At 62.4% G+C, this 23709-nt stretch carries 19 protein-coding genes and 1 tRNA gene; 10 read left to right on the top strand and 10 right to left on the bottom strand.

Annotated elements, in window-relative coordinates; translation table 11 throughout:
• Positions 1-81: 81 nt before the first annotated feature.
• The 3 genes from mksF to mksB are packed head-to-tail and all read right to left on the bottom strand — an operon-like array spanning position 82 to position 4890.
• Positions 82-2922: an Mks condensin complex protein MksF gene (gene mksF / locus V5F23_RS23495; RefSeq protein WP_123579892.1), complete on the bottom strand. Its 2841-nt coding sequence runs from the start codon at positions 2920-2922 to the stop codon at positions 82-84.
• Positions 2919-3620 carry an Mks condensin complex protein MksE gene (gene mksE / locus V5F23_RS23490; protein WP_024778194.1) on the bottom strand — a complete coding sequence of 234 codons (702 nt, stop codon included), beginning with the start codon at positions 3618-3620 and terminating at the stop codon, positions 2919-2921. Before mksE ends, mksF begins: the two co-directional genes overlap by 4 nt.
• The gene (gene mksB / locus V5F23_RS23485) at positions 3610-4890 is read right to left on the bottom strand and encodes an Mks condensin complex protein MksB (protein ID WP_042729248.1); all 1281 of its coding nucleotides are present in this window, start codon (positions 4888-4890) and stop codon (positions 3610-3612) included. The genes mksE and mksB overlap by 11 nt, the downstream gene beginning before the upstream one ends.
• A gap of 180 nt (positions 4891-5070) precedes the next feature.
• On the opposite strand from mksB, the gene V5F23_RS23480 reads away from it, so the two are divergent.
• Both V5F23_RS23480 and rimI read left to right on the top strand, forming a co-directional pair.
• Positions 5071-5871, top strand: a complete 801-nt coding sequence (locus tag V5F23_RS23480) for an energy transducer TonB (protein WP_080922046.1) — start codon at positions 5071-5073, stop codon at positions 5869-5871.
• Positions 5864-6316, top strand: a complete 453-nt coding sequence (gene rimI / locus V5F23_RS23475) for a ribosomal protein S18-alanine N-acetyltransferase (RefSeq protein WP_042729250.1) — start codon at positions 5864-5866, stop codon at positions 6314-6316. Before V5F23_RS23480 ends, rimI begins: the two co-directional genes overlap by 8 nt.
• Before the next feature lie 125 nt (positions 6317-6441).
• On the opposite strand, the gene V5F23_RS23470 is transcribed toward rimI, so the two are convergent.
• Positions 6442-6846 (bottom strand): hypothetical protein, encoded by a 405-nt coding sequence (locus V5F23_RS23470; RefSeq protein WP_042729251.1) that lies wholly within the window; start codon positions 6844-6846, stop codon positions 6442-6444.
• 127 nt (positions 6847-6973) lie between these two features.
• Between V5F23_RS23470 and can the strand changes: the two genes are divergently transcribed.
• Positions 6974-7618, top strand: coding sequence for a carbonate dehydratase (can, locus tag V5F23_RS23465; RefSeq protein ID WP_042729252.1), 645 nt, complete (start codon positions 6974-6976; stop codon positions 7616-7618).
• Positions 7619-7628: 10 nt separating this feature from the next.
• On the opposite strand, the gene V5F23_RS23460 is transcribed toward can, so the two are convergent.
• The 3 genes from V5F23_RS23460 to V5F23_RS23450 all read right to left on the bottom strand — a co-directional run bounded on the left by V5F23_RS23460 (position 7629) and on the right by V5F23_RS23450 (position 11013).
• Positions 7629-8156 carry a hypothetical protein gene (locus tag V5F23_RS23460; protein WP_042729253.1) on the bottom strand — a complete coding sequence of 176 codons (528 nt, stop codon included), beginning with the start codon at positions 8154-8156 and terminating at the stop codon, positions 7629-7631.
• A 167-nt stretch (positions 8157-8323) separates the two neighbouring features.
• Positions 8324-9484: a hypothetical protein gene (locus V5F23_RS23455; RefSeq protein WP_338496751.1), complete on the bottom strand. Its 1161-nt coding sequence runs from the start codon at positions 9482-9484 to the stop codon at positions 8324-8326.
• 110 nt (positions 9485-9594) lie between these two features.
• Positions 9595-11013: a TIGR00366 family protein gene (locus tag V5F23_RS23450; RefSeq protein ID WP_338496748.1), complete on the bottom strand. Its 1419-nt coding sequence runs from the start codon at positions 11011-11013 to the stop codon at positions 9595-9597.
• Positions 11014-11228: 215 nt separating this feature from the next.
• Between V5F23_RS23450 and V5F23_RS23445 the strand changes: the two genes are divergently transcribed.
• The 3 genes from V5F23_RS23445 to V5F23_RS23435 all read left to right on the top strand — a co-directional run bounded on the left by V5F23_RS23445 (position 11229) and on the right by V5F23_RS23435 (position 13433).
• Positions 11229-12545: a PAS domain-containing methyl-accepting chemotaxis protein gene (locus tag V5F23_RS23445; RefSeq protein WP_042729256.1), complete on the top strand. Its 1317-nt coding sequence runs from the start codon at positions 11229-11231 to the stop codon at positions 12543-12545.
• Between the two features lie 92 nt (positions 12546-12637).
• Entirely contained in the window at positions 12638-13192 is a 555-nt protein-coding gene (locus V5F23_RS23440; RefSeq protein ID WP_123579891.1) for a DUF2975 domain-containing protein, read from the top strand.
• Between the two features lie 7 nt (positions 13193-13199).
• On the top strand, positions 13200-13433 hold the full coding sequence (locus tag V5F23_RS23435; protein WP_042729258.1) for a helix-turn-helix transcriptional regulator: 234 nt from the start codon (positions 13200-13202) through the stop codon (positions 13431-13433).
• Here V5F23_RS23435 and ggt read toward each other — a convergent pair.
• The 3 genes from ggt to V5F23_RS23420 all read right to left on the bottom strand — a co-directional run bounded on the left by ggt (position 13415) and on the right by V5F23_RS23420 (position 17684).
• Positions 13415-15268 (bottom strand): gamma-glutamyltransferase, encoded by a 1854-nt coding sequence (gene ggt, locus V5F23_RS23430; RefSeq protein ID WP_338496744.1) that lies wholly within the window; start codon positions 15266-15268, stop codon positions 13415-13417. The genes V5F23_RS23435 and ggt overlap by 19 nt on opposite strands.
• 178 nt (positions 15269-15446) lie before the next feature.
• Positions 15447-15523 (bottom strand) — tRNA-Met (locus V5F23_RS23425).
• A gap of 103 nt (positions 15524-15626) precedes the next feature.
• Positions 15627-17684, bottom strand: coding sequence for a methyl-accepting chemotaxis protein (locus V5F23_RS23420; RefSeq protein WP_123579889.1), 2058 nt, complete (start codon positions 17682-17684; stop codon positions 15627-15629).
• Positions 17685-18484: 800 nt separating this feature from the next.
• Between V5F23_RS23420 and V5F23_RS23415 the strand changes: the two genes are divergently transcribed.
• The 4 genes from V5F23_RS23415 (at position 18485) to V5F23_RS23400 (ending at position 23602) form a co-directional block, all read left to right on the top strand.
• Positions 18485-20647, top strand: coding sequence for a methyl-accepting chemotaxis protein (locus V5F23_RS23415; RefSeq protein ID WP_212803034.1), 2163 nt, complete (start codon positions 18485-18487; stop codon positions 20645-20647).
• A gap of 254 nt (positions 20648-20901) precedes the next feature.
• Positions 20902-22452 (top strand): TerC family protein, encoded by a 1551-nt coding sequence (locus V5F23_RS23410; RefSeq protein ID WP_338496737.1) that lies wholly within the window; start codon positions 20902-20904, stop codon positions 22450-22452.
• A 114-nt stretch (positions 22453-22566) separates the two neighbouring features.
• Positions 22567-23010, top strand: coding sequence for a DUF3592 domain-containing protein (locus tag V5F23_RS23405; RefSeq protein WP_042729262.1), 444 nt, complete (start codon positions 22567-22569; stop codon positions 23008-23010).
• 4 nt (positions 23011-23014) lie between these two features.
• Positions 23015-23602: a hypothetical protein gene (locus tag V5F23_RS23400; RefSeq protein WP_047735976.1), complete on the top strand. Its 588-nt coding sequence runs from the start codon at positions 23015-23017 to the stop codon at positions 23600-23602.
• Positions 23603-23709 lie beyond the last annotated feature (107 nt).

The following is a 23709-nucleotide window of genomic DNA, read 5'->3' as shown; positions in this document are numbered from 1 at the left end:
AGGGGCCTGAACAAAAACACCGAGCAATAAAAAAGGCCGCGATCCATGGATCGCGGCCTTTTTCATGCCCGGCGATTCACCTCACACCGGGTCCAGCTCCGGCTCGTCGGCCTGTGCGTTCACCGTGGCTTTGACCGCATCGCGGCGACGGATGTACTTCCAGTCCGCCTCGTCGATGTAGATCCCGCTCGGGCCGCTGCCACCTTCCAGATCGATGGCGACACTGGCGCAGACCTGCGGCTTCACGCTCGCCAGGATCGGCACGAAGCCCAGTTGCAGGCTGGTTTCCAGCAATGCGGCCTGGTTCTTCTCGTCGATGTCCGCCGCTTCGTCCAGGTAGTACGGCAAGCGCACGCGACCGGCCTGTTCACGGTCCATCAGGTGCAGCAACAGGTACATGTTGGTCAGCGCCTTGATGGTCATGGTGGTGCCGTTGGACGCCGCACCGTCGATGTCGGTGTGGATGACGGGCTGGCCATTGACCTTGGTGATCTCGAAGGCCAGTTCGAACAGGTCCTTGAGGCCGAGTTGGTTGTGGTTCGCCGCCACCAGGCGCGCCAGGTATTCCTTGGCCTCTTCGTTCTTGTTGTCCTGTTCCGCGCTCTGGCTGAGGTCGAACACCGACAGGGTTTCGCCTTCCTCGTACTGGCCGGCGCTGTGGATGATCTGGTCGATGTGCTTGAGGGCTTCCTTGTTCGGCGCCAGGACGATACGGAAGCTCTGCAGGTTGGACACCTGGCGCTTGTTGATCTCGCGGTTGAACAGGGCCAGTTGGTGTTCGAGGCTGTCGTAGTCGCTGCGAATGTTGCGCAGGGTCCGGGCGATGTCGGTCACCGCCGCGCGCCGTGCCTTGCCCAGGGTCAGGGCTTCGTCGGTACGGTGGGCATAGGCGTTGATCAGCAGTTGCAGGCGCCGCTCCATGTCGTCTTCGCTGTCGAACTTGGCGACACCCTTGAGGCGTACCTGGGCGTACAGCGCTTCGATCTGGCCATCGACCCGCAGCAGGCCTTGCCAGCTGTCCTGGTAGTCATTGAGCAGCGGCAACAGGTTGTCCATGGAGTCGTCGACCGGGTCCATGAACGGCGTGCCGAACGGCAGGTCCGCCGGCAGCAACTGGCGGCGACGCAGGGCGTCGTCGAGAGTGCGCTGCTTGGCTTCCATGTCGGCGATCTGGCGGCCCACCAATTGCAGCTTGGCGGAGAGTTGCTGGACACGTTCGGTGAAGGCATCGCTGGAACGCTTGAGCTCGTCCTGGGCGGCTTCCATCTGCGCCAGTTGTTCCAGTTTCTCGCCTTCCTCGGCGCTCAGTGTCTGGGTGCGACGGAAGTCTTCCAGGGCTTTCTGCGCGTCCAGGACCTGCTGGTACAGCGCTTCGGTCTGGGTCTTGCTTGCCGCACGGTCGGCCGCGACGGCCTGCTGTGTCTTGAGCTGCTTGAGTTCTTTTTCCAGGCGTTCCTTCTGGTCGCGCAACGCGGCACGGTCGGCCAGTGCCTGCAAGGCGGGAGGTTCGATGTGAGACAGGTCGATGGCCAGGCCCGGTACTTCGAAGCGCTCACCCTTGAAGCCGTCGAGGATCAGTTCCAGGGATTTGACCCATTGGCCGTCCTCGTCCAGCGCGATGCCGTGTTCGCCCAGTGGCAGGCTGAACAGGGCGCTGTTGAACAGGCGCATCAGGCGTTCGACGTCCTGCTGGGAGAACTCCTCGCGCAGGCGCGCATAGCTGTTGTTGTCGGCGTGATCGAGTTGCTGCTTGACTGACTTCAGGCGCTTTTCCAGGTCCCGCAGACGCTCGTCCAGGTCCTCGGCGCTGAACTGCCGGGACTGGGCCAGGGCGCCGGCCAGTTCGTCGTGGGCGTCCTTGGCGGCGAGCAACTGCTGCTCCAGGAGCTTGACGTCATCGACCAGGGCAAACCGATGCTTGAGCACCGAGAGTTCGCCGAGCCAGCGCTGGATGCCGGTTATTTCCCGCTCCAGGCGCATCAGTTCCTGGGTGCCGCCGCGCTGGTCGTTTTGCAGCGCGTCCTGCTCGTTACGGTAGTGTTCGGCCTGGAGGGTCAACTCTTCCTTGCGCGCACTGGCGTAGTCCGACCAGGTGCCGAGCAGCGAGTCGAGCAGCGGCGACAGGCGATGCAGTTTGCCGCGCAGGATGTCGCGTTGCTTCACGCCATTGGCCAGGGCTTCCACCAATGGGCCGGCGGCCACCAGGGAGTTGTAGTCCTGCTCCATGCGTCGTACGTCACGGAACGCTTCTTCGCACGCGGCAATGTAGTCCACGCTGCCGGAGCGCAGGCTGTGTTCGAACGCGTCGAGGAACAGCTGCTTGAGCTTGGCCGCGGTGATTTCGCGCATGTGCAGCAGGTTGATGAACAGTGCGCGGAAGGTCTTGAGGCTCTGCTCGCTGGTGGAGCGCAGCGGGATCAGCGTCAGGTCCAGGGGAATCGAGGTGTGGCCACCCACCAGCAGGCGCCGCAGCTCATCCGGCTTGAGTTCATAGGCTTTCAGGCCTTCGCGCTCAAGGTTGGTGAACAGCTCCTTCTGGCGCAGGCAGGTGTCATCTTTCTGGTAGTGAGCCAGGTCCAGCTTGCCGGCGTAGGCAAAGAACTGGTGGCCGAAACCGCCGCCAGGGCCGCGACCGACCACGCCGATGACGTGCGGGCCATGGGGCAGGGCGACTTCCACGAGGATGTAGCTGGTGTCCGAGGCAAAGTAGAAACGCCGGGATTGTTCCAGGCTGTACTTGCCGAAGCTCATGTCCGACATGCGCGCCAGGATCGGGAACTGCAAGGCGTTGATCGAGGCGGATTTACCGAGGTTGTTCGCGCCATACACCGACAGCGGTTCTTCCAGCGGAAACAGGCCGAGGCTGTAGCCGGCGGTGTTCAAAAGGGCGAAGCGGCGGATGCCGTAGCGTTCCTGGCTCATGCGTCGGTCTCCTGTTCTTCGGCAATGGCGCGGGCCAGTGCATCTTCTTCGCTCTCGTCTTCAAAAGGGGCCAGGTCGAGCGGGTCGTCGGTCTGCAGCAGTTTCTCGTCGCTGTCTTCGTCGATCAGCACCGGCGCCGGCAACGGCAGCACGCTGTGCACGCTGGCGGCCAGGTCACGGTCCTGCTGGACCGACAGGCAGACGTCGAGGAAGCGGTGCATCGGCGGCAAGAAGCGGTACACGCCGTTGTCTTCGCTGGCAAAACCCAGCTGGGTCATGCGGCGCATGATTTTTTCTTCCAGTTCTTCCTGGGTCTGGACTTCGGCCTGGATGAACAGGTCGCGGTACTTTTCCAGCAACGAAGGCAGCTCATCGCGGCCCAGGCTGCCGCCATCGAGCACGGCGATCGGGTCGCGGCCCTGGTCGGCCAGGTGTTCGACCAGGATGAACGTGAACAGGGCCAGGCGCTGGGCGGTCTTGTTCACCGCCGCGGCAGCCAGGTCCGGCACGAAGTAATAAAAGCCGCGGGTGTCGCACACCAGTTCGAAGCCCAAGGCCTTGAACAAGGTGCGGTACTGGTCCTGGAAGTTGGACAGTTGGGCGTACAACTCCGGGTCGCGCCGGCTGACGTGGTAGCCCTTGAACAGCTCGCGGAAGATCGGCGCCAGCTGGGACAGTTCGGATAGATCAAGATGCATGGGGGATGCTCGCAGAATCTTCGGCAGCGTTGTCGCGGGCCGAGAGCAGGGCGAAGGAGCGCAGGCTGACCTGATGCTCGTGAGTGTAGTATTCGCGGCGTTCCAGACGCTCGCGCTTGAAACGTTTTTCCCGCGACAGGCGCGAGAACCAGTACAGCAATTCGTCGGTGGCGCTGTCCGGTTCCTGCTCCAGCAGCCAGGTCATCAGGTCCGGCATCGGCAGCGCCTCTTCGCAGCGCTCGACCATCTCGCGTGCGGTGCGCGGCGCGCGTGGGGCGTCGCCACCCTTGTGGGTCTTGTGGGACTTGGGGAAGCGCGCCGGTTTCGGCTCGAAGCGGGCCAGGGCGTAGACATAGGCTTCCACCTGGCTGGCACTGCCGAGGAAGGTACTTTGCGGCCGGGTGAACAGCGGCATGGCCGCCTGGGGCACGGCATCGAGGCCTTTGCGGCGAATGGCGGCCAGGGCCAGCGCGGCGCCACGGGTCACGGCGTTGTGACGGCGGGCTTCTTCGCGCAGCGGCAGCAACAGTTCACGGGCATGACGCAGGGTCAACTGGGCGCTGGTCTGCATCTCGAGGATACGGGCGTGGGTGCGCAGCAGCATGTCGTCGTCCACCAGGTGGCCGAGGCGCTGTTGTTCGGTGAGCATGCGCAACAGAACGTTCTCGACCTTGCGCACGCCCTGCTCGAAGGCACCGTCGGCGTTCACCAGTTGGATCATCGGCTCGACGTACTCGTCCCAGGTCGCCAGGACTTCGGCATAACGCTGGCGCAGCGGGATCTGCCGGTCGCTGGTCTTGGCGCGTTCGGCCACGGCCACCAGGGCCTGTTCGTCATTGGCGAGTTTCTTCAGGACGTCGCGCACGCGCATGTCCAGCAGCCGCAGTTGGCGGGCGAGGTCATTGCCGTCGCGCACGTCGAAGGCGTCCTGGATATAGCCGGCCAGGCGTTCGAGGTGGCGCAGGTAGGCTTCGATCTCCAGGCACAGGCCCAGGCGGTGTTCACGACGCAGGTAGGCGAGGAAATCGTGGATCTGGGCGTTCAGTTCGAAGCGGTTCGGGCTTTTTGCCACCGGCACCAGGATGTCCAGGCGGATCCACACGTCCAGCAGGTTGGTGATGTCCTGAGGCGTGCTGTCCAGTTGTTGGGCGGCCAGTTGTGAACGCAGTTCGTTGAGGCTCAGGGTGCCCTGGTCGAAGTGCTCGCACAAAGGTTCCAGCAATGCCCAGTGTTCAGCGAGGGCGCGCAAGACGCGCTTGGGTTCGATCATCGCAATGGCCGTCGGGTTGGCAATTAAAAGCGGCGATTGTACTGCATCGGGCCGGTTGCGATTCACCCCTGAGACGGACTGTCGTGCGGATCGCCCAACTATTGGCTCAACAGGGAAGCGATCCGCGTCGAAGGGCGGTAGAATCCCTCCCACTTTCCGTTATCCACAAGTGGCCGACCCTTGCTTATCGAGTCTCGTCGCCGCGCCTATCTGACCGCCATGCAGGTGGTCAGTTGGCTGCCGCGTACCGAATTGCCCTTCGCCGCCCCGTCGCGGCCCGAGCTGCTGGACACGCCCGAGCCGCTGGACGTTGCGCCGGTGCCGGCGATGCCGGTGGCCCGGGCGCCCGCCGAACCGTCGGTGCCGATGCCCGAGCGGCCTAAACCCGAACGGCCGAAAATCGAAGTGCCGCGTCCGAGCCTGGCCTCGACTCGTACCAACGCCAAGCCGATGGAAGAGGCCGAAGAGGCCGCGGCCCCGGTCAAGGCCCCTCCGGTCGCGCCACCGCGGTTCGCCTTGCAACTGCTGCGCGCGGGACGTTGCCTGCTGCTGGTGGAGTTGCCCACCGGCGAGCCGTTCCAGAGCCGAGACCCGGCCTACCTGCTGCTCAAGGACATGCTGCGCGCCGCCGGCCTGCCGGACAGCCCGCAGATCATCGGCGAGCCGGTGCGCTGGCCGCTGTTGTCCCGTGGGGCACTGGACCAGGGGCCGGAGGCGGCGCGGGATTTCGTCCAGGGATTTGTCTCGGCCCGGCTCGAGGACGAGCCCTGCGTGTGCCTGTGGCTGATCGGCCTGCCGGCGGTGAAGTTCGCCGGCGAGGCAGACGCGCAGGCATTCAATCGCGAACTGCAGGTCGAAGGCCTGGGCTCGGCCTGGGCGTTGCCCGGGCTGGAACTGTTAATGGAAACGCCACAGCGCAAGGCTGACGTCTGGCAAGCCATGCGCCGGCTGATGGCGCGTTGGAAAGAATCGAATGAGTGACGCTGTATCGTTCCGCCCGATGACCGAGGCGGACCTCGACGCTGTGCTGAAAGTCGAATACGCCGCCTACAGCCACCCCTGGACCCGGGGCATCTTTCTCGACGGGCTGGGCAAGTACCAGATCTGGCTGATGTTCGAAGGCCAGCAGCAGGTGGGTCATGGCGTGGTCCAGATCATCCTGGATGAGGCGCACCTGCTCAACATCACCGTCAAGCCGGAAAACCAGGGCCGCGGCCTGGGCTTGCGCCTGCTGGAACACCTCATGTCCATCGCCTACAAGGCCGAGGCCCGGGAGTGCTTCCTGGAAGTGCGCGACAGCAACCGCACGGCGTTTCGGCTGTATGAGCGCTACGGTTTCAACGAAATCGGCCGGCGCCGCGATTACTACCCGGCGGTGGGCGGGCGTGAAGACGCAGTGGTCATGGCGTGCACGTTGGTGGATTGATGGTCCAACGGGCATGACGCATGCCCTTGTGGGAGCGGGCTTGCTCGCGAATGCGGTGTGTCAGCCGAAAGACTCGTTAACTGACACACCGCATTCGCGAGCAAGCCCGCTCCCACATGAGAGGTCTAGCGCTTACCATCCAGCGGATCGATGTCGGCCATTTCGGCCTCGTCCAGGCCATCGCCGCCACCGATGTCATCCTCATCCACCACGCTCAGGTCCCAATCCGCCTGGCCATCGTCGCCCGCTTCGAGGGCATCCCGGGCGCCGTCTTCGCGAATCAGGGTCTCGGGGCTCAGGTCGTCGTCGGTCGGCTGGTGATCATCCGTCGAGGCGCCGGTCAGGCCCGCTTCGCGCACCCGCTCACGGGGCATCAGGTGTTCGCGCTCGTTTTCCGGCAGCTCGTCGCCGATCTTCGCGCTGGGCTGTTCGTCGTCGAATGCCAGCTCGTGCATCGAGCCCATGCGGTCTTCGTTGTCGTCGATCGGTTCCGGCTGCGCTGCGTCGAAGGGACGTCGTGAATCATTCATGGCAATTCCTCATACTGTGTTACTGGGTGGACCCGCCGCGGTGCCGAGAATTCCAACGGCGTCACCGAAGTGACCTCTACAGCCCGTCGGCTGTCAAAGTTGCGCACTATTCTCGAGGGCAAGAAGCATGAACGAATTACAAGATCTGATTGATAACAACGCGCGCTGGGCCGATGCGATCAAGCAGGAGGATCCTGACTTCTTCGCCAAGCTGGCTCGTCAGCAGACCCCGGAGTACCTGTGGATCGGCTGTTCCGACGCGCGGGTGCCCGCCAACGAAATCGTCGGCATGTTGCCGGGCGACCTGTTCGTTCACCGCAACGTGGCCAACGTGGTGTTGCACACCGACCTCAATTGCCTGTCGGTGATCCAGTACGCGGTGGACGTGCTGAAGGTCAAGCACATCCTGGTGACCGGCCACTACGGCTGTGGTGGCGTGCGGGCCTCGATGCAGGACCGCCAGTTGGGCCTGATCGACGGTTGGCTGCGCTCGATCCGCGACCTGTACTACGAGCACCGTGAGACGCTGGCCCAATTGCCAACCGAAGAGGAGCGCGTGGATCGCCTGTGCGAGCTCAACGTGATCCAGCAGGTGGCCAACGTCGGCCATACCAGCATTGTCCAGAACGCCTGGCATCGCGGGCAGAAGCTGTCGATCCACGGTTGCATCTACGGCATCAAGGATGGGCGCTGGAAAAGCCTGGACACCACCATCAGTGGTTTCGAGCAGTTGCCGCCGCAGTATCGGTTGCGTCCCGTCGGCGCGCCGTGACCTCGGCGGGTCAATCGCGATGACACCGATGGCGCCAGTGCTGTAGGAACTCCATCCCCTGCTCGTTGGGCGGTTCGTCATAACCTGTGATCCAACCGTGACAGTTGGACGAACCGCACCGACAGGCAAACTGGCGATACAGCTTCTGTTCGGTGCTGGCGCGGTCGGTGGTCAGGCTGTCGCCCCTGACGATGCGGGTCAGGGCCCACAGCCACAATTCGCTCATGTCGAGAAAGACGTTCGGATTGCAGGAATGCTCCAACAGGCCGGCGAAGTGCGGGTCGTACATGTGCACGTCCGGCAATATCTGCAGTGTATGCGGGCCTCGTCGGCCCACCAGTAGCCCCGAAACCCGGCAGATGCGTTCCATGGGGGCGAAGTTTCGCTGAGTGATGACGGCGAAACCGCGTCCGTCCGCTGTCCGCAGGACTTGAAAATCCCGGGCCGAGGGATACTGCAGTCGCGTACTGAGTGCCTTTTGGGGATAGATGCAATCCCCGATCCGCGAACGGGCTTGATATGGACTGGAAGTGGTCATGACTGTCCTTGTCTGCAAGGTAAGCTTTCAGCGCCGGCGATCCTGCCAACACTCGTCGTACTCCACAGCTTCCCCCAAGTCCTGCCTGATGGCTACTGTCAACTCTGACAGGCGCGCCGAGCGCTTGCCGCTGTCAGCGCGCGCTGACAGAGGCAAAGGGCTTTGGCTTATACCGGTTCGGCAGGCAACGGCATCGGTGCCTTGAGTTGCGGAAGTTGCGTCTTGATCGCCGGCGTATCGCAGGTTTTAGCCGCTTCTTCCGGAGTCAGCTTGCGAATCGTGGTGTAGAACAGCTTGCAGGTCTTCTCCTTTTGCGTGACTTGCCAGGTCTGCGTGCACTGGTTCAACTGCGTGGTCGGGTCGGTGCCCGGCTTGCTGCCCATGCCGGCTTGCCAGCAGGCCGCGCTCAGGTCCTGGCCCATGACCTTCAGGCCCGCCGCATCGGCCTTGGCTTCATCCCCGTCGTAGTTGTCCTTGTTGGCGGCATACCAGATATAGCTCGGATGATTGGAGCCCAGCACCGGGACCGGGGTGCCGCCAGCCGGCGTGATGGTTGCCAGGCCGAGCACGTTCACGGTTTGGCCGTACTGGGTCTTGATCCAGTTCCGCACGGGAGCGCCGAAGGCCACCATGGGCAGCGAGGCGCCGCCGGCGGTCTGTGTCAACTGCTTGACCATGGTGGTCTGGTAGGCGTTGAAGTAACCGTAGAGCCCTTCCAGGGTCTGACCGGCGTTGGACGGGGCCGCGATGGGGGCGATGTCGATGATGGTCTGGTAGCCCGGCGTCTGCGCGGCGGGGATGCCGTTGTCGGTCAGCAGCGAGGCCCAGCGGTCAGTGGTGGCCGACTCGAGGTAATCCTGGGCCTGGGTCAGGGAGTAATCCGGCGGGAAGTGCAGCAGCTCGATGCTCTTGCGGTTTTCCAGGGCCATGCCCAGAGGTAGGAACAGGTACCAGTTGTAGGCCCATTTCTTCTCGCTGTTGAGTTTCGTCGCGCCGGTGTAGGCCAGGTCTCCGGCATTGAGCAGCGCCGTCAACGGCTGGCCATAGCCCTTGGGCACGCCGCTGATGTGGGCGTAAACCTTGTCCTTGTCGCGTTTGACGCTGACCTTGGCCGTGCCATAGCCGTCGCGCTGCACGCTCTGGGTCAGGTAGTGCTCGACGGTCTGCTCCAGGGTCCAGTTGCGGAAGCAGATGACGTTGCAGTTGTTGGGGTAGGCGAAGAGGCGGGTAACGCGTTCGGTGCTGCCCAGCTGTACATCGATATCGGCCGCGTGGGCGGCGGCACTGAAGGCCAGGGCGGCAAGAGAACATACGGCGAGTTTTGACATGCTCAGATCCTTTTCAGCGTGGAGACCCCTCGATAGGGTGTCTCCATACTGAAACAGACCGAGCTGAAGAAACAGTGGGCCAAGGGAAATATCAGCGTTTTTTTATGGCTTTATGGCATCACTGGCGGCAAATAAGACAACGTCGTTCCCAGCGCCCACAACAGCGCCAGCACCAGGGGCGTGTGCACCAGCAATTGCACGAACGAGAACCCGATCAGGTCCCTGGCCTTGAGCCCCAGCACGCCCAGCAGTGGCAGCATGTAGAAGGGGTTGATGAGGTTCGGCAAGGCTTCGGCCGCGTTGTAGATCTGCACCGCCCAGCCCAGGTGGTAGTTCAGGTCATTCGCCACCTGCATGACGTAGGGCGCCTCGATGATCCACTTGCCACCGCCCGAGGGAATGAAGAATCCCAGCACCGCCGAGTAGACGCCCATCAGCAAAGCGTAGGTGTCATGGGACGCGACTTGTACGAAAAAGGTCGAGATGTGGTGGGCCAGCGTCTGGGCATCAGTACCCTTGACCGTGGTCAGCAACGCCGCAATCGAGCCGTACAGCGGAAACTGGATCAGCACGCCGGTGGTGGTCGGTACCGCGCGGGCCACGGCGTCCAGAAAACTGCGGGGCCGCCAGTGCAACAGCGCGCCCAGCATCAGGAACAGGAAGTTGTAGGTATTGAGCCCGGAGATGGCGCTGATCGCCGGCTTCGTCGAAAACTCATGGAACAGCCAGCCAGCGGCCAGCAGCACCAGGGCGATGGTCAGCAGCGGGCTGTGCTCCAGCCATTCGCCGGGCCGGGTGCGAGGTTGCAACGCCGGCATGCTGAAGCTCGGATCGATGCCGCACGCGGCGGCGTCGCGGGCGCTGTTCGGCCCTGGGGCGGTGGCGTAGGCGACGATCAACGAGATCACGATCAGCGCCAGCAGCATCACCCCGGACTGCCAGAGAAAAATGGTCTGGGTGAATGGAATCACCCCGGTGATCGACAGAATCGACGGCGGCAGGCTCGCCGGGTTGGCCTGCAACTGCGCGGCCGACGACGACAGTCCCAGGGCCCACACCGCCCCCAGTCCCAGATAGGCGGCGGCACCGGCGGCGCGATAATCCATCTTCAACTCGGTACGACGGGCGAGGGCACGTACCAGCAGGCCGCCGAATACCAGCGACAGCCCCCAGTTGAGCAGCGAGGCGACCATCGAGATCAAGGCCACCCAGGCGACGGCGGAGCGTCCATTGCCCGGGATCCGCGCCAGGCGATCGATCAACCTCACGGCCGGCGGCGAGCTGGCGACCACATAGCCGCCGATGACCACGAAGGCCATCTGCATGGTGAACGGGATCAGGCTCCAGAACCCATCGCCGAAGGCCATGGCCGTCGCCGTGGGCGTGGCACCGATGAATTGCGTTGCCACGGCGACCACCAATACCGCCAGCGCGGCGAAGACCCAGGAGTCGGGGAACCAGCGCTCGGCGAAACTGGAACAGCGCAAGGCGAAGCGGGCGCTACGGCTGTCTTCGATGTCGGTGGTCACGGTCGTTACCTCGATTTTTATGATTGGTCTTGAGGGGGCTCTGGAGCGGTGAGGCTCCGACAACGGTAGAACAATCCACTGACCATGAAAGCGGGGCCGTGGTTCGCGAGCCGGCAGGAATATTCACCGCCGACCAACGGTACTCTTCAGAAAAAATTTGCCGGGCCGATGGCAAGGGAAAGGAACTGTCAACTCTCCTGCCTGGAGCATGCTCTATGTTCAACAATCGCCTGAAGCAGGAGCTGTTGGCTCTTCGCCAAGAACTGTCCAGTCTCATGCAGGTAAAGGAAAGCCTGGATCGAGAAATGCTGGCCATGACCCTGGATGTCGACGGACGCATCCAGACGGTCAATCAGAACTTTCTCGATCAAATGCAGTACCGGAGCCAGGACCTGATCGGCCGACCGGTCGAGGACCTGGTCCCGGCCTACCTGAGATCCAACGAGTTCCAGCTTCGCTTCAAGACGGCGCTGACCCGTGGCGAGCATTTTTCTGGTGCCGTACGTATTTTGCGTGGCAACGGTCAGGAAGCCTGGCTGCGTTCGATCCTGCAACCGGTACTCAATGCCGAGGGGCGGATCCGTTTTTTCTCGATGTACTCCAACGACCTGACCCGCACGATCGAGGGTTCGCGCGAGCATGAAAACCTGATCGGTGCGCTGGTGCGTTCCACGGCAGTGATCGAGTTCGACCTGGAGGGCCACGTGCTGTCGGCCAACGACCGTTTCCTCAATGCCATGGGATACAACCTGGCGCAGATCAAGGGCAAGCATCACCGCATGTTCTGTGAGCCGGAGGAATACAACAGCCCGTCTTACCAGCATTTCTGGAAGCGCCTGAACAGTGGTGAGTTCGTCGCCGGTCGCTTCAAGCGTATTGACAGCAACGGTCGCGAAGTCTGGTTGGAGGCGTCCTACAACCCGGTGCTCGACGCCAACGAGCGGTTGTACAAGGTGGTCAAGTTCGCCACCAACATCACCGATCAGGTCAACCAGGAAAAAGCCGTCGCCGAGGCCGCCAACATCGCCTACAGCACCTCGTTGCAAACCGATAACAGCGCCCAGCGCGGTACCACGGTGGTGACCCAGGCGGTGGACGTGATGCGCGACCTGGCCCGGCACATGCAAACCGCCGGCGAAGGCATCGAAGCACTCAATGAGCAGTCCCTGGTGATCGGGACCATCGTCAAGACCATCAGCGGCATCGCCGAACAGACCAACCTGCTGGCGCTCAACGCCGCGATCGAGGCGGCCCGGGCCGGCGAGCAGGGCCGTGGCTTTGCGGTCGTGGCCGATGAGGTCCGGCAGTTGGCATCGCGTACCAGCCAGGCGACGGATGAGATTGTCGGCGTGGTTCGCCAGAACCAGGACATGGCGCGCAACGCCGTGGCGCTGATGACCGACGGCCAGCACCAGGCCGAGCAAGGCCTGGCCCTGGCCGCCGAAGCGGGGTCGGTGATCGTCGAGATCCAGGACGGGGCGAAGAAGGTGGTCGATGCGGTGAGCCAGTTCGCCAACCAGCTGTCCACCTGATGTCATGAAGTTATTGTTTTTTACATATTAATTATTGTTTTGCGATAATTAGTGGCTATATTTTGGGCTCCCTTTATTGATGGAGCCCTCACATGTCATCGAATCGTCTTGCCTCTTACAGCCAGCGCATGGCCGCCATCACGCTTGTCTTCATTGTCGTGATGATGGTCGTCAACACTGGCGCCTGGCTGTTTCCCGATGTGGCCGCACGTTATGGCCTGGGTTTCGCCCTCACTGAGCGTCAGCTGTCGAGCATGTCCGAAGACGCGATGCACTTGGCCGGTTGGCAACGCCTGGGCGCCATCCTCTTGTCGAGTATCCCGTTACTGGCCCTGGCACTCGGGCTGGCCAACCTGCGCCAACTGTTCAAGCGCTACGCCCAGGGCCTGTATTTTTCCAGCGAAGCCGCGGTGTATCTGGGCAGGGCCGGGCGTGCGGTCGCGTTGTGGGTACTGCTGGATTTCCTCTGCGAGCCGTTCCTCAGCCTGCTGGTGACGATCCACGCGCCGGTCGGCCAGCGCCTGCTGACCCTCAGCGTGACCGCGCCGTCGTTTGTCGCTTTGTTTCTCGCGGCCTGTATTGCGATCATTGCCCGGATACTGTCCCAGGCCAGTGAAGTCGATTCAGAAAACCGAACCTTCGTTTGAGATCCCCATGCCTATCGTGATTCAACTTGATGTGATGCTGGCGCTGCGCAAGGTCAAATCCAAGGACCTGGCCGCCGGTATCGGCATAACGGAAGCCAACCTTTCCTTGCTCAAACAAGGAAAGGTCAAGGGCATACGCCTGGCGACCCTCGAAGCCATTTGCAGCTACCTGGACTGCCAGCCTGGCGACCTGCTGGTCTACCAACCGCCGGGCGAGGGCGATCAGTCTCCCAGCGCCTGACCCTCGCGGCGTGGATCCGCGCCGCCGGCCAACGCGGCTTTCCCTTGGGCATCACGCACCCGGACGATTGCCTGGGTGCCGCTGGTCATGTCGATTTCGCTGACCGCGTGGCCTTTGTCTTTCAGTGCCTGGATCAGCGTCGGGCTGAACTGACCCTGCTCCAGTTCGGTAGGGCCGTTGCGGCTGCCGAAGTTGGGTAGGTTGATGGCGCTTTGCGGGTCAAGGTTCCAGTCCAGCAAGCCGATCACCGACTTGGCAACGTATTCGATGATTTGCGAGCCGCCCGGTGAGCCGACGGTGGCCATCCACTCACCGCTCTGGCGATCGAAGATCAGCGTCGGAGCCATGGAGGAACGCGGACGCTTGCCAGGCTCGACGCGGTTGGCAACTTTTTGCCCGTTCTCTTCGGGAATGAACGAGAAGTCGGTCATCTGGTTGTTGAGCATGAACCCCTGGACCATCAAGTGTGAGCCGAACGCCGACTCCACCGTGGTGGTCATGGACACGGCGCCCCCCTGATCGTCCACCGCCACCACTTGGGATGTGGAGATACGCAGCGGCGAGCGGTCCGGTGCATAGGCCACCTGGATGCCCGGCGGTGTGCCCGGCTTGGCGACACCCATGCTGCGAGGGCCGATAAGGCTGGCACGGCTGGCCAGGTAGCCGGGATCCACCAGGCCTTTGACCGGTACGGGGACAAAGTCCGAGTCGGCGACATATTGCGCGCGATCGGCATAAGCCAGGCGTTCGGCCTCGGCGATCAGGTGCACCGCTTCGGGCGCGGGCTCGATGCCGGCCGGCTTATCGGTCTTGTGGGGTTTGAGGGGCGCAAGGGCCAGGCGACTGTCGCGCTGCTCCAGGGCCTGCAAGGTGCCGAGGATTTGCGCCACGGCGATCCCGCCGGAGGACGGTGGCGCCATGCCGCAGACCTGCCAGCGTTTGTAGTCGGTGCACAGGGGCGCCCGCTCCTGGGCGGTGTAGCCTTTGAGGTCGTCCAGCGACAGGCTGCCGGGGTTGGCATGGGCACGGACCTTGGCGACGATCTCTTCGGCCACGGGGCCTTGGTACAACGCGTCGGCACCTTCGTCGGCGATGCGCTTTAGCACACCGGCCAGTGCCGGATTTTTCAACAGGGTGCCAACCGCTTTCGGGCTGCCATCGGCATTCAGGAAATACTTCGCCATGTCCGGCGAGCCCGGCAAGGACGGATCGGCAGCGATCATTGAATGCAATCTCGGCGAGATCGCGAAACCCTGTTCCGCCAGGGCGATGGCCGGCTCGAACAGCGTCGCCCATTTCAGCCGGCCGTGTTTGCGATGGGCCAGTTCCAAGGCCCGTAGTACTCCCGGCGTCCCCACAGAGCGACCGCCGATCTGGGCGGCGGTAAACCCCATGGGCTTGCCGTCGGCTTGCAGGAAAAGCTTTTCCGTAGCGCCGGCCGGTGCCGTCTCGCGACCATCGTAAGTGCGCACGGCCTTGCCATCCCACAGCACGATAAACGCACCGCCGCCGATGCCCGAGGATTGCGGCTCCACCAGCGTCAGCACTGCTTGCATCGCAATCGCCGCATCGATGACCGAACCGCCGCGCCGCAGCATTTCTCGCCCGGCCTCGGCCGCCAGCGGGTTGGCCGCGGCCGCCATGTGCCGGGTGGCATGTTGGGTTTGCAGATCGGTGCGGTAGCCGGAAGCGATCTCCGGCGCGGTGGGCAATGCCGGTGTCGTCGAGGAGGACGGGGCCTTGCAGGCGACGAGGGCCAGGGCTACAGCCAGCAGCGAAACGGCTGACAGGCGTTGAAGGTTCGATGGCTGATGTGTGGGCACGTGTCGCTCCATCCGTGGGCCAGGGGTAGGGAGATCGACTGTAGCGATGCGAGGCGTGTGGCGCAAATCAGCGGCTGTCGGAGCGGGCGTGTGACGAGTGGGCTCGTGGCTGCTGCAAAAGGGCTGAGGCCAATGCTTTTCTTGAGGCATAAAAAAACGGCTTATCTTTCGATAAGCCGTTTTTAGTACTTGGTGGCTACACAGGGACTTGAACCCCGGACCCCAGCATTATGAATGCTATGCTCTAACCAACTGAGCTATGTAGCCAAGTGGCGCGCATTATTCGCCGGTAACGAAGAAGTGTCAAGCGTAAATCTGAAATATTTCTCTGCGCTTTCAACTGCTTATCCGTCCTCGCTGCAAATGCCCGTCAACCGAGTTGAAATCTCCCCGTGTTGGCACTCAAGGCCTGGCTTCCCTGGCTCAGGGTGTCTGCTGCCAGGTTCACCGCGCGGGCGCCTTCCAGGAGGCGCATCGCAGCCTGGTCGACTTGCTGGATATTGCCGCTGACCTCGTCGGCAGTGCTGGCCTGTTCATCCACGGCGGTGGCGATTTGCGCCAGGGTATCGGTGACGCTCTGCACGGCGCTGGCAATTTCCCCCAGGCGTTCGCCCAGGCCGGTGACGGCTTGCGCATCGGTCTGGGCCTGGCCACAGGCCGCTTCCATCAGGCTGACCGCTTCGTCGACCGTGGCGCGCAGGCTGTCGACGGTGGCGGCAATCTGTTGCGTGGACGACTGGGTCCGTTGCGACAGGCTGCGGACCTCGTCGGCCACCACGGCGAAACCACGGCCCTGTTCCCCGGCGCGAGCGGCCTCGATGGCGGCGTTGAGGGCCAGCAGGTTGGTTTGTTCGGCCACGCCGCGGATGGTGTCGACCACCAGCTGGATCTGTTGTCCCTGCTCGCTGACCCGGCCCAGCGCGGCGGCGGTGTCGTTCAGGCGCTGGTTGAGTTGCTGGATGCTCGTGGTGGTGCGCTGGCTGTCGCGGCTGCTGTCGGTGGCAATGCGTCGGGTTTGCTGGGCGCTGTCGGAGGCCTGCTCACAACTTTTCGCGACGCCTTGGGACGTCGCCGCCAGTTGTGTGGCCGCGGCTGCAATCTGGCTGATTTGCATCTGCTGGGCTTCGACTTCGCCCAAGGCGCCACTGGAGTGGGTGTTGAGGGTGCGCACGGCATTGCTCAACTGCAGCGTCTCGTGGTCCACCCCCAGCAGGCTGTTGCGCAACTGCACCACGGCGACGTTGAGCGCGGTGCTGATGGCCGCCAGTTCGTCGCGTCCTTGCACCGGCACTTGCAGGCTGAGATTGCCGTCACGCAGGGCTTCGGCCAGCAGGGTGATGCCGCTGGCGCTGCGCCGGATCGACGCTTGCAGGCAAACGAACAGGTAGAGCGCCGCCAACAGCAGACAGCCCAGCACCGTTGCGACCAGAGCGAACTGGCGGACGGCCGAGCCGTGGTAGTGGTCCAGCCGCGTATCCAGGGCCACCAGCGATTGCTGGCGCAGGGTCGCCAGGTCGGCCAGCAGCGTGTCCATGTGTTTCTCGAAGGCGTCCGGCTTGAGCGTGATGGAACCACCGAATACCCCGTCATCCAGCACTTTCAAGCCGGCATCCAGGTTCTTGAGGCTGCCCTGGTACTGGCCGGCCCAGGTCTGCAAATCACTGGGCAGGCGCGTTTCCAGCAACGCGCCGGTCTTGACCAGTTGGTCCCGGGCGTCGCCGATGCGGCTGCGCAGGTCTCGCAGTTGCAGGCGGCTCTGCAAGGAGAACTGACCCGATACCACCGAAGCCTGGCCGACGCTGGTCAGGCGACCGACCCGTTCGATCAGGTCCGGGGTCTGCTGGGTGGAGATCTGGGTCAACAGATAGGTTTCCAGCCAGGAGGCGAGGTTCAGGCGGTTGTCCATCACCATCTGCTCACGCAACGCTTGCAAGGAACTGAGGGCGGCGGTGAAACGATCATAGCCGTCCGGCCACCAGCCCACGGCACCGAGGCTTTTCGAATCCAGGCCGTTGAGGCTGTTGTGCAGGGCCTGGAAGCGGGCGAGGGTGTCGGCCTCGGCACCTTCGGCTTGCAAGGTGGCGCCTAGGTCATTGGCGGCCTGGACGAGGGCCGGTTGCATGGCATCGAACGCCGCCATGGCCGCCAGCGTCGCCGGGGTCGGTTGACGATTGGTTTCCGTGGCGCGCCAACGCGCCGCACGGTTGCGCTGGGCGGTGAGCAGATTGTCCAGGTTGTCCAGGGCCAGCAATTGGCGTACCCCGGCGCGCTCCCCGGAAATCAGGCTGAGCTTGTCCCGATAGTCCTGGCCGATGAGCCACAGACTGCCCATGAGTGGCAGGATGAAAAGCAGGAAAAGCAGTTGGAATTTACGGGCGAAGCCGAAACGCCCCAACAATCTGATGCCCGGTGATAGAAAAGCCTGCATGCCCATACTCCCCTGAACACCTGCGCACTGTTTTTGTGCGTTTTTACACGCGTGCTGAAACAGGTGCCCTTTTAAAAGGCCTCGAAAGTTTGTCCAAATCGGCTCTGTAGGCCAGCTCTGTAGCGAAACTTCCCATTCTCGGTCCCCTTTGTAAGGGGCCGCGTTGTAGAGCATTTACAAGGCAAGATTCAGACCATGGCGTTGGGCTATCACCCTGTTTGCAGGGCATTTCTTTCCAGAGCTGTTGCACCTCGATGGGCCACCTCATCGCACTGAAAAATGGCACCCTGGATGAGCGAGCCCGCTTCCCACGACATGACCCGCTGAACCAGCGTCGCCAACCGGTACCGTCGCCTTCGCGAGCAGGTCCACTTCCCTGTGCAATTGCGACCAAAGTACTGATTTATATAAGTCCTAAGTTGATGTTGTAGAAATAAGGCCCGTGTTAATTTGCCGCCGTGGTTATGGGTATGAATGGATTCTGCGGCCTTATTCAAAGGTGACTTGTGCTTACAGCAAAAGCAGGCGTTCACATTCTTGCCCCTGATCGCCCTTGTTCCTCGAGATAAGGCCCTCGGTTTGATTCGAATAGCGCGTCCAGCGCGCAAGCGCAAAGCTGGATTCGTGCCCCGACCTGCCACGTTGAAATGTTCCTGGATAGCTGTATTGCCGCGCTCTGCAAGGCATTCGCCTGGGCGTCGCACAAGCAGCAGCGATCGATTGTTATTTGCTACGTCGTGCACAAGTTGGAATGCCGCCGTCGTTGACGCTGGCCCTTTATAGAATCAGCAGGGGTTGATATGAAGTTCAAGTCATTGCAGGCACGTATTTGTGTCACGGCGGGCGTATGCCTGTTCATCTCGTCGATCAGTCTGGTTGTCTACGGGCTCTTTTCCGCTCGTTCCAATGAGCAGTATGTTTCTAACGAAGTGACTACGTTGATTGAAAAATCAACGATCCGGGAAATTCAGAACCTGGCCGGATCCCGGGCCAACGCCATCCAGGCCAAGTTGCAAAATGCCTTGGATGCGGCCCGCACCATGGCCAACACCTTTGCTGCCAGCAAGGCATCTCAGAGCCCGTTGGTGCTGGGGCGCGATCAGGTCAACAGCATCTTGCTCAGTGTTCTCAAGGACAACCCCGAGTTCAATGGCACCTATTCCTGCTGGGAGCCGGATGCGCTGGATGGACAGGATCTCGCGTTTCGTAATGAACGTGATGGCAACAACCCATTGACGGGACGTTTCACGCCTTACTGGACACGCAGCGCCGACGGCCATGTCGCGGTGCAACCCCTGGTGGAATACGACTCGGCAGACCGCCATCCCAACGGCGTACCGAAGGGAGGGTGGTACAGCGGCCCGCGCGACACCCTGAAGGAAAGCGTGTTGGACCCTATCCCTTACGTGGTCCAGGGCAAGAACGTCTGGCTGACCACCTTATCGGTGCCGATCGTGTCCGACGGCAAGTTCCGTGGCGTAGTGGGGGCGGACTTCGACATCGCTTTCATCCAGAAACTCAGCGAGCAGATGTCTGCCGATCTCTACGGCGGCAAGGGCTCCGTATCGATCATGAGCAACCAGGGGCTAGTGGTCGCCGACAGCCAGCGTACCGAACTGATCGGGCAGCCCATCAAAACGCTGTTGCCCGACTCTTGGGAAAAAGTGTTACGCGATATCCAGAGTGGTCGTGGTGACGGCCAGCTCAATACGCAAACGCAGAACATCGAAGTGTTGATGCCCATTGAGCTGGGGCGCACAGGCAAGCCGTGGGCGGTGCTCATCCGGCTGCCCAAGGCGGTGGTCATGAGCCAGGCCATCGCCCTGGAGCAGGAGTTGCAGTCGCGCAGTATCAGCAACAGCATCTGGCAAGTGTCGGTGGGGTTGGGTATTTCCCTGTTGGCCCTGGCGGCCCTGTGGCTGGCCGCGGCCAAGATCGTCGGGCCGATTCGCGAGGCCGCGGCCCTGGCCGCCAACATCAGCCTGGGGGATTTCTCCCGGCGCCTGGTGCAGAAATCCGAAGACGAAGTCGGGCAACTGTCGATTGCCCTCAATGACATGTCCGAGAGCCTGCAACGGCAGGTCAGGGTGGCCGAGCGCATCTCCGAAGGCGACCTGGATCTGGAGGTCCGGCTGTCCTCGCCCCACGATACCCTTGGCAAATCGCTGGAGAAGATGGTCGGCAACCTCAACCAGTTGATCTGCGAAGTCCAGGCCAGCGCCACGCAAATCAGCGGCAGCTCGGCGCAGGTCACCGACCTGAGTCAATCCTTGTCCGAGGGGGCTTCCAATTCCGCTTCGTCGATCACCGAGATCAGCGCCGTGATGACGCAAATGGCTGCCCAGACCCGGGACAACGCCGCCAACGCCAAGAAAGCCGACGAGCAGTCCCAGGCGTCGCGCGCCGATGCCGGAGAAAGCGACAAGCTGATGAGCGAGTTGATTGCCGCGATGGCCGACATCGACAGTTCGGGCAAGGACATCACGGCGATCATCACCACCATCGATAACATTGCCGCGCAAACCAACCTGCTGGCGTTGAACGCTGCCATCGAGGCCGCCCGGGCTGGAGAGCTCGGGCGTGGTTTTGCCGTCGTGGCGGACGAGGTGCGCAGCCTGGCTGCCCGCAGTGCCGAAGCTGCACAGCAGACGGCGGCGCTGATTGCCGACTCCTCCGGCAAGACCCAACGCGGCATGGTCATTGCCGGCCGGACCGCCGAATCCCTCAAGAACATCGTTCATGGCACCAGTTCGGTCTCCAACCTCGTCTCGCTGATCTACCAGGCGTCCAGCGAGCAGGCCTCGGGCTTGCAGCAGGCCAGCGTCGGGTTGGAACAGATCGATGAAGTGACGCAGAAAAACCAGTCCAACTCACAGGAATGCGCAACGGCGGCCAAGGACCTGTCCGAGCGGGCCGGCGTGATGCAGCGGGTATTGAGTCGCTTCAAGGTCAAGCGCGCCTGAGGGCGCCAACGGCCTTCTGGCCCAGGCCCAGGGCCTTCGTCCAGGCATGACAAAGCCCGCGTCGGTGCGCGATGCAGGGCTTTGTCAGATCCTGTAATGATTCCTCTCGTATGACGTGTCCTGAAGTTATGTAGGATTTTTATCCCCAATTACTTTCAGGTCGATATGAACGCCCACGTGGAACCTCCCGGCAGCTTGCTCCATTTCAACCCCCGCCTTTTTGCGACGTCTTTTCGAGGGAGTGAATAATCCCCATGGAATGGATCGTCGACCCCACGGCCTGGCTTGGCCTGTTGACCCTGATCGTGCTGGAGCTGGTGCTCGGCATCGATAACCTCGTATTTATTGTCATCCTCGCGGACAAGTTGCCGCCCGAGCAGCGTGATCGTGCCCGGGTGATCGGCCTGTCGCTGGCGTTGTTGATGCGCCTGGGTCTGTTGGCCAGCATTTCCTGGATGGTGACCCTGACCGAACCGTTGTTCGAGGTGTTCGGCAAGACGTTCTCGGGCCGGGACCTGATCATGCTGTTCGGTGGCGTGTTCCTGTTGTTCAAGGCCACCATGGAGTTGCATGAGCGTCTTGAAGGCCATGTGGCGCAACGCTCCGGCAACGCGGCCTATGCGCTGTTCTGGCCGATCGTGGCGCAGATCGTGGTGCTCGATGCGGTCTTCTCGCTGGACGCGGTCATCACCGCCGTGGGCATGGTGGAGCACTTGTCGGTCATGATGATCGCGGTGATTTTCTCCATCGGCCTGATGATCGTTGCCAGCAAGCCGCTGACCCGTTTCGTCAACTCGCACCCCACGGTCATCATGCTCTGCCTGGGCTTCCTGATGATGATCGGTTTCAGCCTCACCGCAGAGGGCCTGGGCTTTCATATCCCGAAAGGCTACCTCTACGCCGCGATTGGCTTCTCGATCCTGATCGAGTTGTTCAACCAGCTGGCGCGGGCGCGTCGCAAGAAGAGCCTGCAAGGTCGCCGGCCGATGCGGGAGCGTACCGCCCATGCGGTGATGCGACTGCTCGGTGGGCAGAAGTTGAGTGCCGAAGAAGTGGGCGAGGAAATCGCCGACATGCTCGCCGGTGACGAGGTCGAGCAGGTGTTCGATCGGCGCGAGCGCGTCATGATCAGTGGGGTGCTGCAGTTGGCGGAGCGCCCAATCCGCACGGTGATGACAGCGCGTGCGGAGGTTGACCACATTGACCTGGACGACACGCCGCAAGCGATCCGCACGAAGCTGATGCATTCGTCGTATTCCCGACTGCCGTTGATTCGGGAAGGTCGCGTGGATGAGCCCTTGGGCTTCATCCACAAGAAGGAATTGCTCAAGGAAATGCTCGCCGGCAATGCGCCCAACCTGGAAGCCATGGCGCGCCAGGCCATCAACCTGCTGGACAGCTTCACGATCCTCAACGCGTTGGAGCAGATGCGCAAAGCGTCCACCCACATTGCGTTCGTGGTGAACGAATTCGGCGACTTCATCGGCCTGCTCACCATGACCGACATCCTCGAATCCATCGCCGGCGAGCTGCCGGACGCCAGTGAAATCGAAGGGCCGAACATCGTCGCGCAGGAAGATGGCTACCTGGTCAGCGGCGCCCTGAACCTTAGCCAGATCCGCGAGCACGTCGGTTTCCAGGCGCAGGCGACCGATGATTACCAGACACTCGCCGGGTGGGTCATGAGCCTGCTGGATCGCTTGCCGGTCATCGGCGACCAATTGCATTGGGAGGGGTGGAACGTGACCGTCGTGGAGGTTCAGGAGCGTCGCGTTACGCGGGTCCTGATGCGCAGGGACGCGTAGGCGCAAGGGTTGACGGTCAGCCAGGTGCTTGGCGAAATGCTTGCCGAGGGTGCGACAGCGTGACACTTCTTGTTATCCTGACGGCCCTCTTTCAAGGACGATTGCGAGACAATCATGGCTAACGACTCTTCGTCACCCCTCGGGAAGATATTACTGGGCCTGCTGTTTGCCCTGATCGGTATCGGCCTGTTGGTCATCACGGTCAATCTCACCCTTGAGCGCCGCGAGTTTCTCGCGCGCGCACAGATCGCCGACGGTGTCGTCAGCCGCCTGAATGCCGGCGGCTCGCACCCTGAGATCGCCTTCACCAGCGCCAGTGGTGAAAAAATATCCTATCCCCAGGGCGGCTTTATCTTTGGCTACCAGCAGGATCAGGCTGTGCGCGTGCATTACCTGCCCGAGCAGCCGGCCGGCAGCGCCATCGTCGATGACCTGGGGGCGCTGTGGGGTACTTCGGCGGTCCTGGGCGCGATCGGCCTGGTGTTCTCCCTCGTCGGCCTGGCCAGCGTCTTGCGTCAGCGCGGCCGCGGTGCGGTTCATTCACATAAAGGATTTTGAACGTATGAGCTACAACATCCCAATCCCGGTCAATGAAAGTCGCTGGCAATACCAGACTGCCAGCGGTGGCGGCGTCACCGTGGCGATCGTGGCGGGCAGTGGCGGTTCGATCATCCTGCGTTCGCCAGAGGGCAAGGACGTCAGCTACTGCTACGGCGGTGTTGGCCTGGGCGTCGGGTTTGGTGCGCGGCTGCCACGCTTCGGCAAGGTCAATTTGCAGATCAAGGGCAAGAGCGTGGGCGCGGCCGGCGCGGCAGAGGCCTTTCCCAGCACTGGCAAGGTGTTTGTCAGCGATGCCTTGGCCAGCCGTGACCTGACCGACGACGACATCACCGGACCTTGCCTGTACACCGAGGTGGGCGCAGGCCTGGTGGTCGGTGGTTCGGCCACCGCCCTGTTGTTCGGGCTCGATCCCAAGCTGCTGGCCTTGTCAGTGGCGATGAGCTCCACTCCGGCCACCTCGCTGATCGCCCATAGCACAGTCAACCGCCAGCTGTTGCAGTCGGCCAAGGGCGCGTTGGTCATGGCGGGTATGAACGCCGGCGTACAGGCCGGTGGCGGCGCGGCCGTCTACATGGGCTATTTGTTCTAGCCCCGCGATTCAACGGGCATTACCCAGGGCCGGTTGATACCCGCCCACAAAAAAGCCGCGAATCAACGCGGCTTTTTTGTGGGCGACTACAGGGTACCGCATGCCAG

Source organism: Pseudomonas sp. WP18 (assembly GCF_036689585.1).
Classification (GTDB): Bacteria; Pseudomonadota; Gammaproteobacteria; order Pseudomonadales; family Pseudomonadaceae; genus Aquipseudomonas; species Aquipseudomonas chlororaphis_E.
The sequence above is the reverse complement of the archived record's forward strand: the minus strand, read 5'-3'. Positions and strand labels throughout refer to the sequence as shown.

What these genes read in the sequence shown, in the direction of transcription:
- mksF (WP_123579892.1), bottom strand. Translation starts at nt 2,922, where the DNA reads ATGAGCCAGGAACGCTACGGCATCCGCCGCTTCGCCCTTTTGAACACC.
- mksE (WP_024778194.1), bottom strand. Translation starts at nt 3,620, where the DNA reads ATGCATCTTGATCTATCCGAACTGTCCCAGCTGGCGCCGATCTTCCGC.
- mksB (WP_042729248.1), bottom strand. Translation starts at nt 4,890, where the DNA reads ATGATCGAACCCAAGCGCGTCTTGCGCGCCCTCGCTGAACACTGGGCA.
- rimI (WP_042729250.1), top strand. Translation starts at nt 5,864, where the DNA reads ATGAGTGACGCTGTATCGTTCCGCCCGATGACCGAGGCGGACCTCGAC.
- V5F23_RS23470 (WP_042729251.1), bottom strand. Translation starts at nt 6,846, where the DNA reads ATGAATGATTCACGACGTCCCTTCGACGCAGCGCAGCCGGAACCGATC.
- can (WP_042729252.1), top strand. Translation starts at nt 6,974, where the DNA reads ATGAACGAATTACAAGATCTGATTGATAACAACGCGCGCTGGGCCGAT.
- V5F23_RS23460 (WP_042729253.1), bottom strand. Translation starts at nt 8,156, where the DNA reads ATGACCACTTCCAGTCCATATCAAGCCCGTTCGCGGATCGGGGATTGC.
- V5F23_RS23455 (WP_338496751.1), bottom strand. Translation starts at nt 9,484, where the DNA reads ATGTCAAAACTCGCCGTATGTTCTCTTGCCGCCCTGGCCTTCAGTGCC.
- V5F23_RS23445 (WP_042729256.1), top strand. Translation starts at nt 11,229, where the DNA reads ATGTTCAACAATCGCCTGAAGCAGGAGCTGTTGGCTCTTCGCCAAGAA.
- V5F23_RS23440 (WP_123579891.1), top strand. Translation starts at nt 12,638, where the DNA reads ATGTCATCGAATCGTCTTGCCTCTTACAGCCAGCGCATGGCCGCCATC.
- V5F23_RS23435 (WP_042729258.1), top strand. Translation starts at nt 13,200, where the DNA reads ATGCCTATCGTGATTCAACTTGATGTGATGCTGGCGCTGCGCAAGGTC.
- ggt (WP_338496744.1), bottom strand. Translation starts at nt 15,268, where the DNA reads ATGGAGCGACACGTGCCCACACATCAGCCATCGAACCTTCAACGCCTG.
- V5F23_RS23420 (WP_123579889.1), bottom strand. Translation starts at nt 17,684, where the DNA reads ATGCAGGCTTTTCTATCACCGGGCATCAGATTGTTGGGGCGTTTCGGC.
- V5F23_RS23415 (WP_212803034.1), top strand. Translation starts at nt 18,485, where the DNA reads ATGAAGTTCAAGTCATTGCAGGCACGTATTTGTGTCACGGCGGGCGTA.
- V5F23_RS23410 (WP_338496737.1), top strand. Translation starts at nt 20,902, where the DNA reads ATGGAATGGATCGTCGACCCCACGGCCTGGCTTGGCCTGTTGACCCTG.
- V5F23_RS23405 (WP_042729262.1), top strand. Translation starts at nt 22,567, where the DNA reads ATGGCTAACGACTCTTCGTCACCCCTCGGGAAGATATTACTGGGCCTG.
- V5F23_RS23400 (WP_047735976.1), top strand. Translation starts at nt 23,015, where the DNA reads ATGAGCTACAACATCCCAATCCCGGTCAATGAAAGTCGCTGGCAATAC.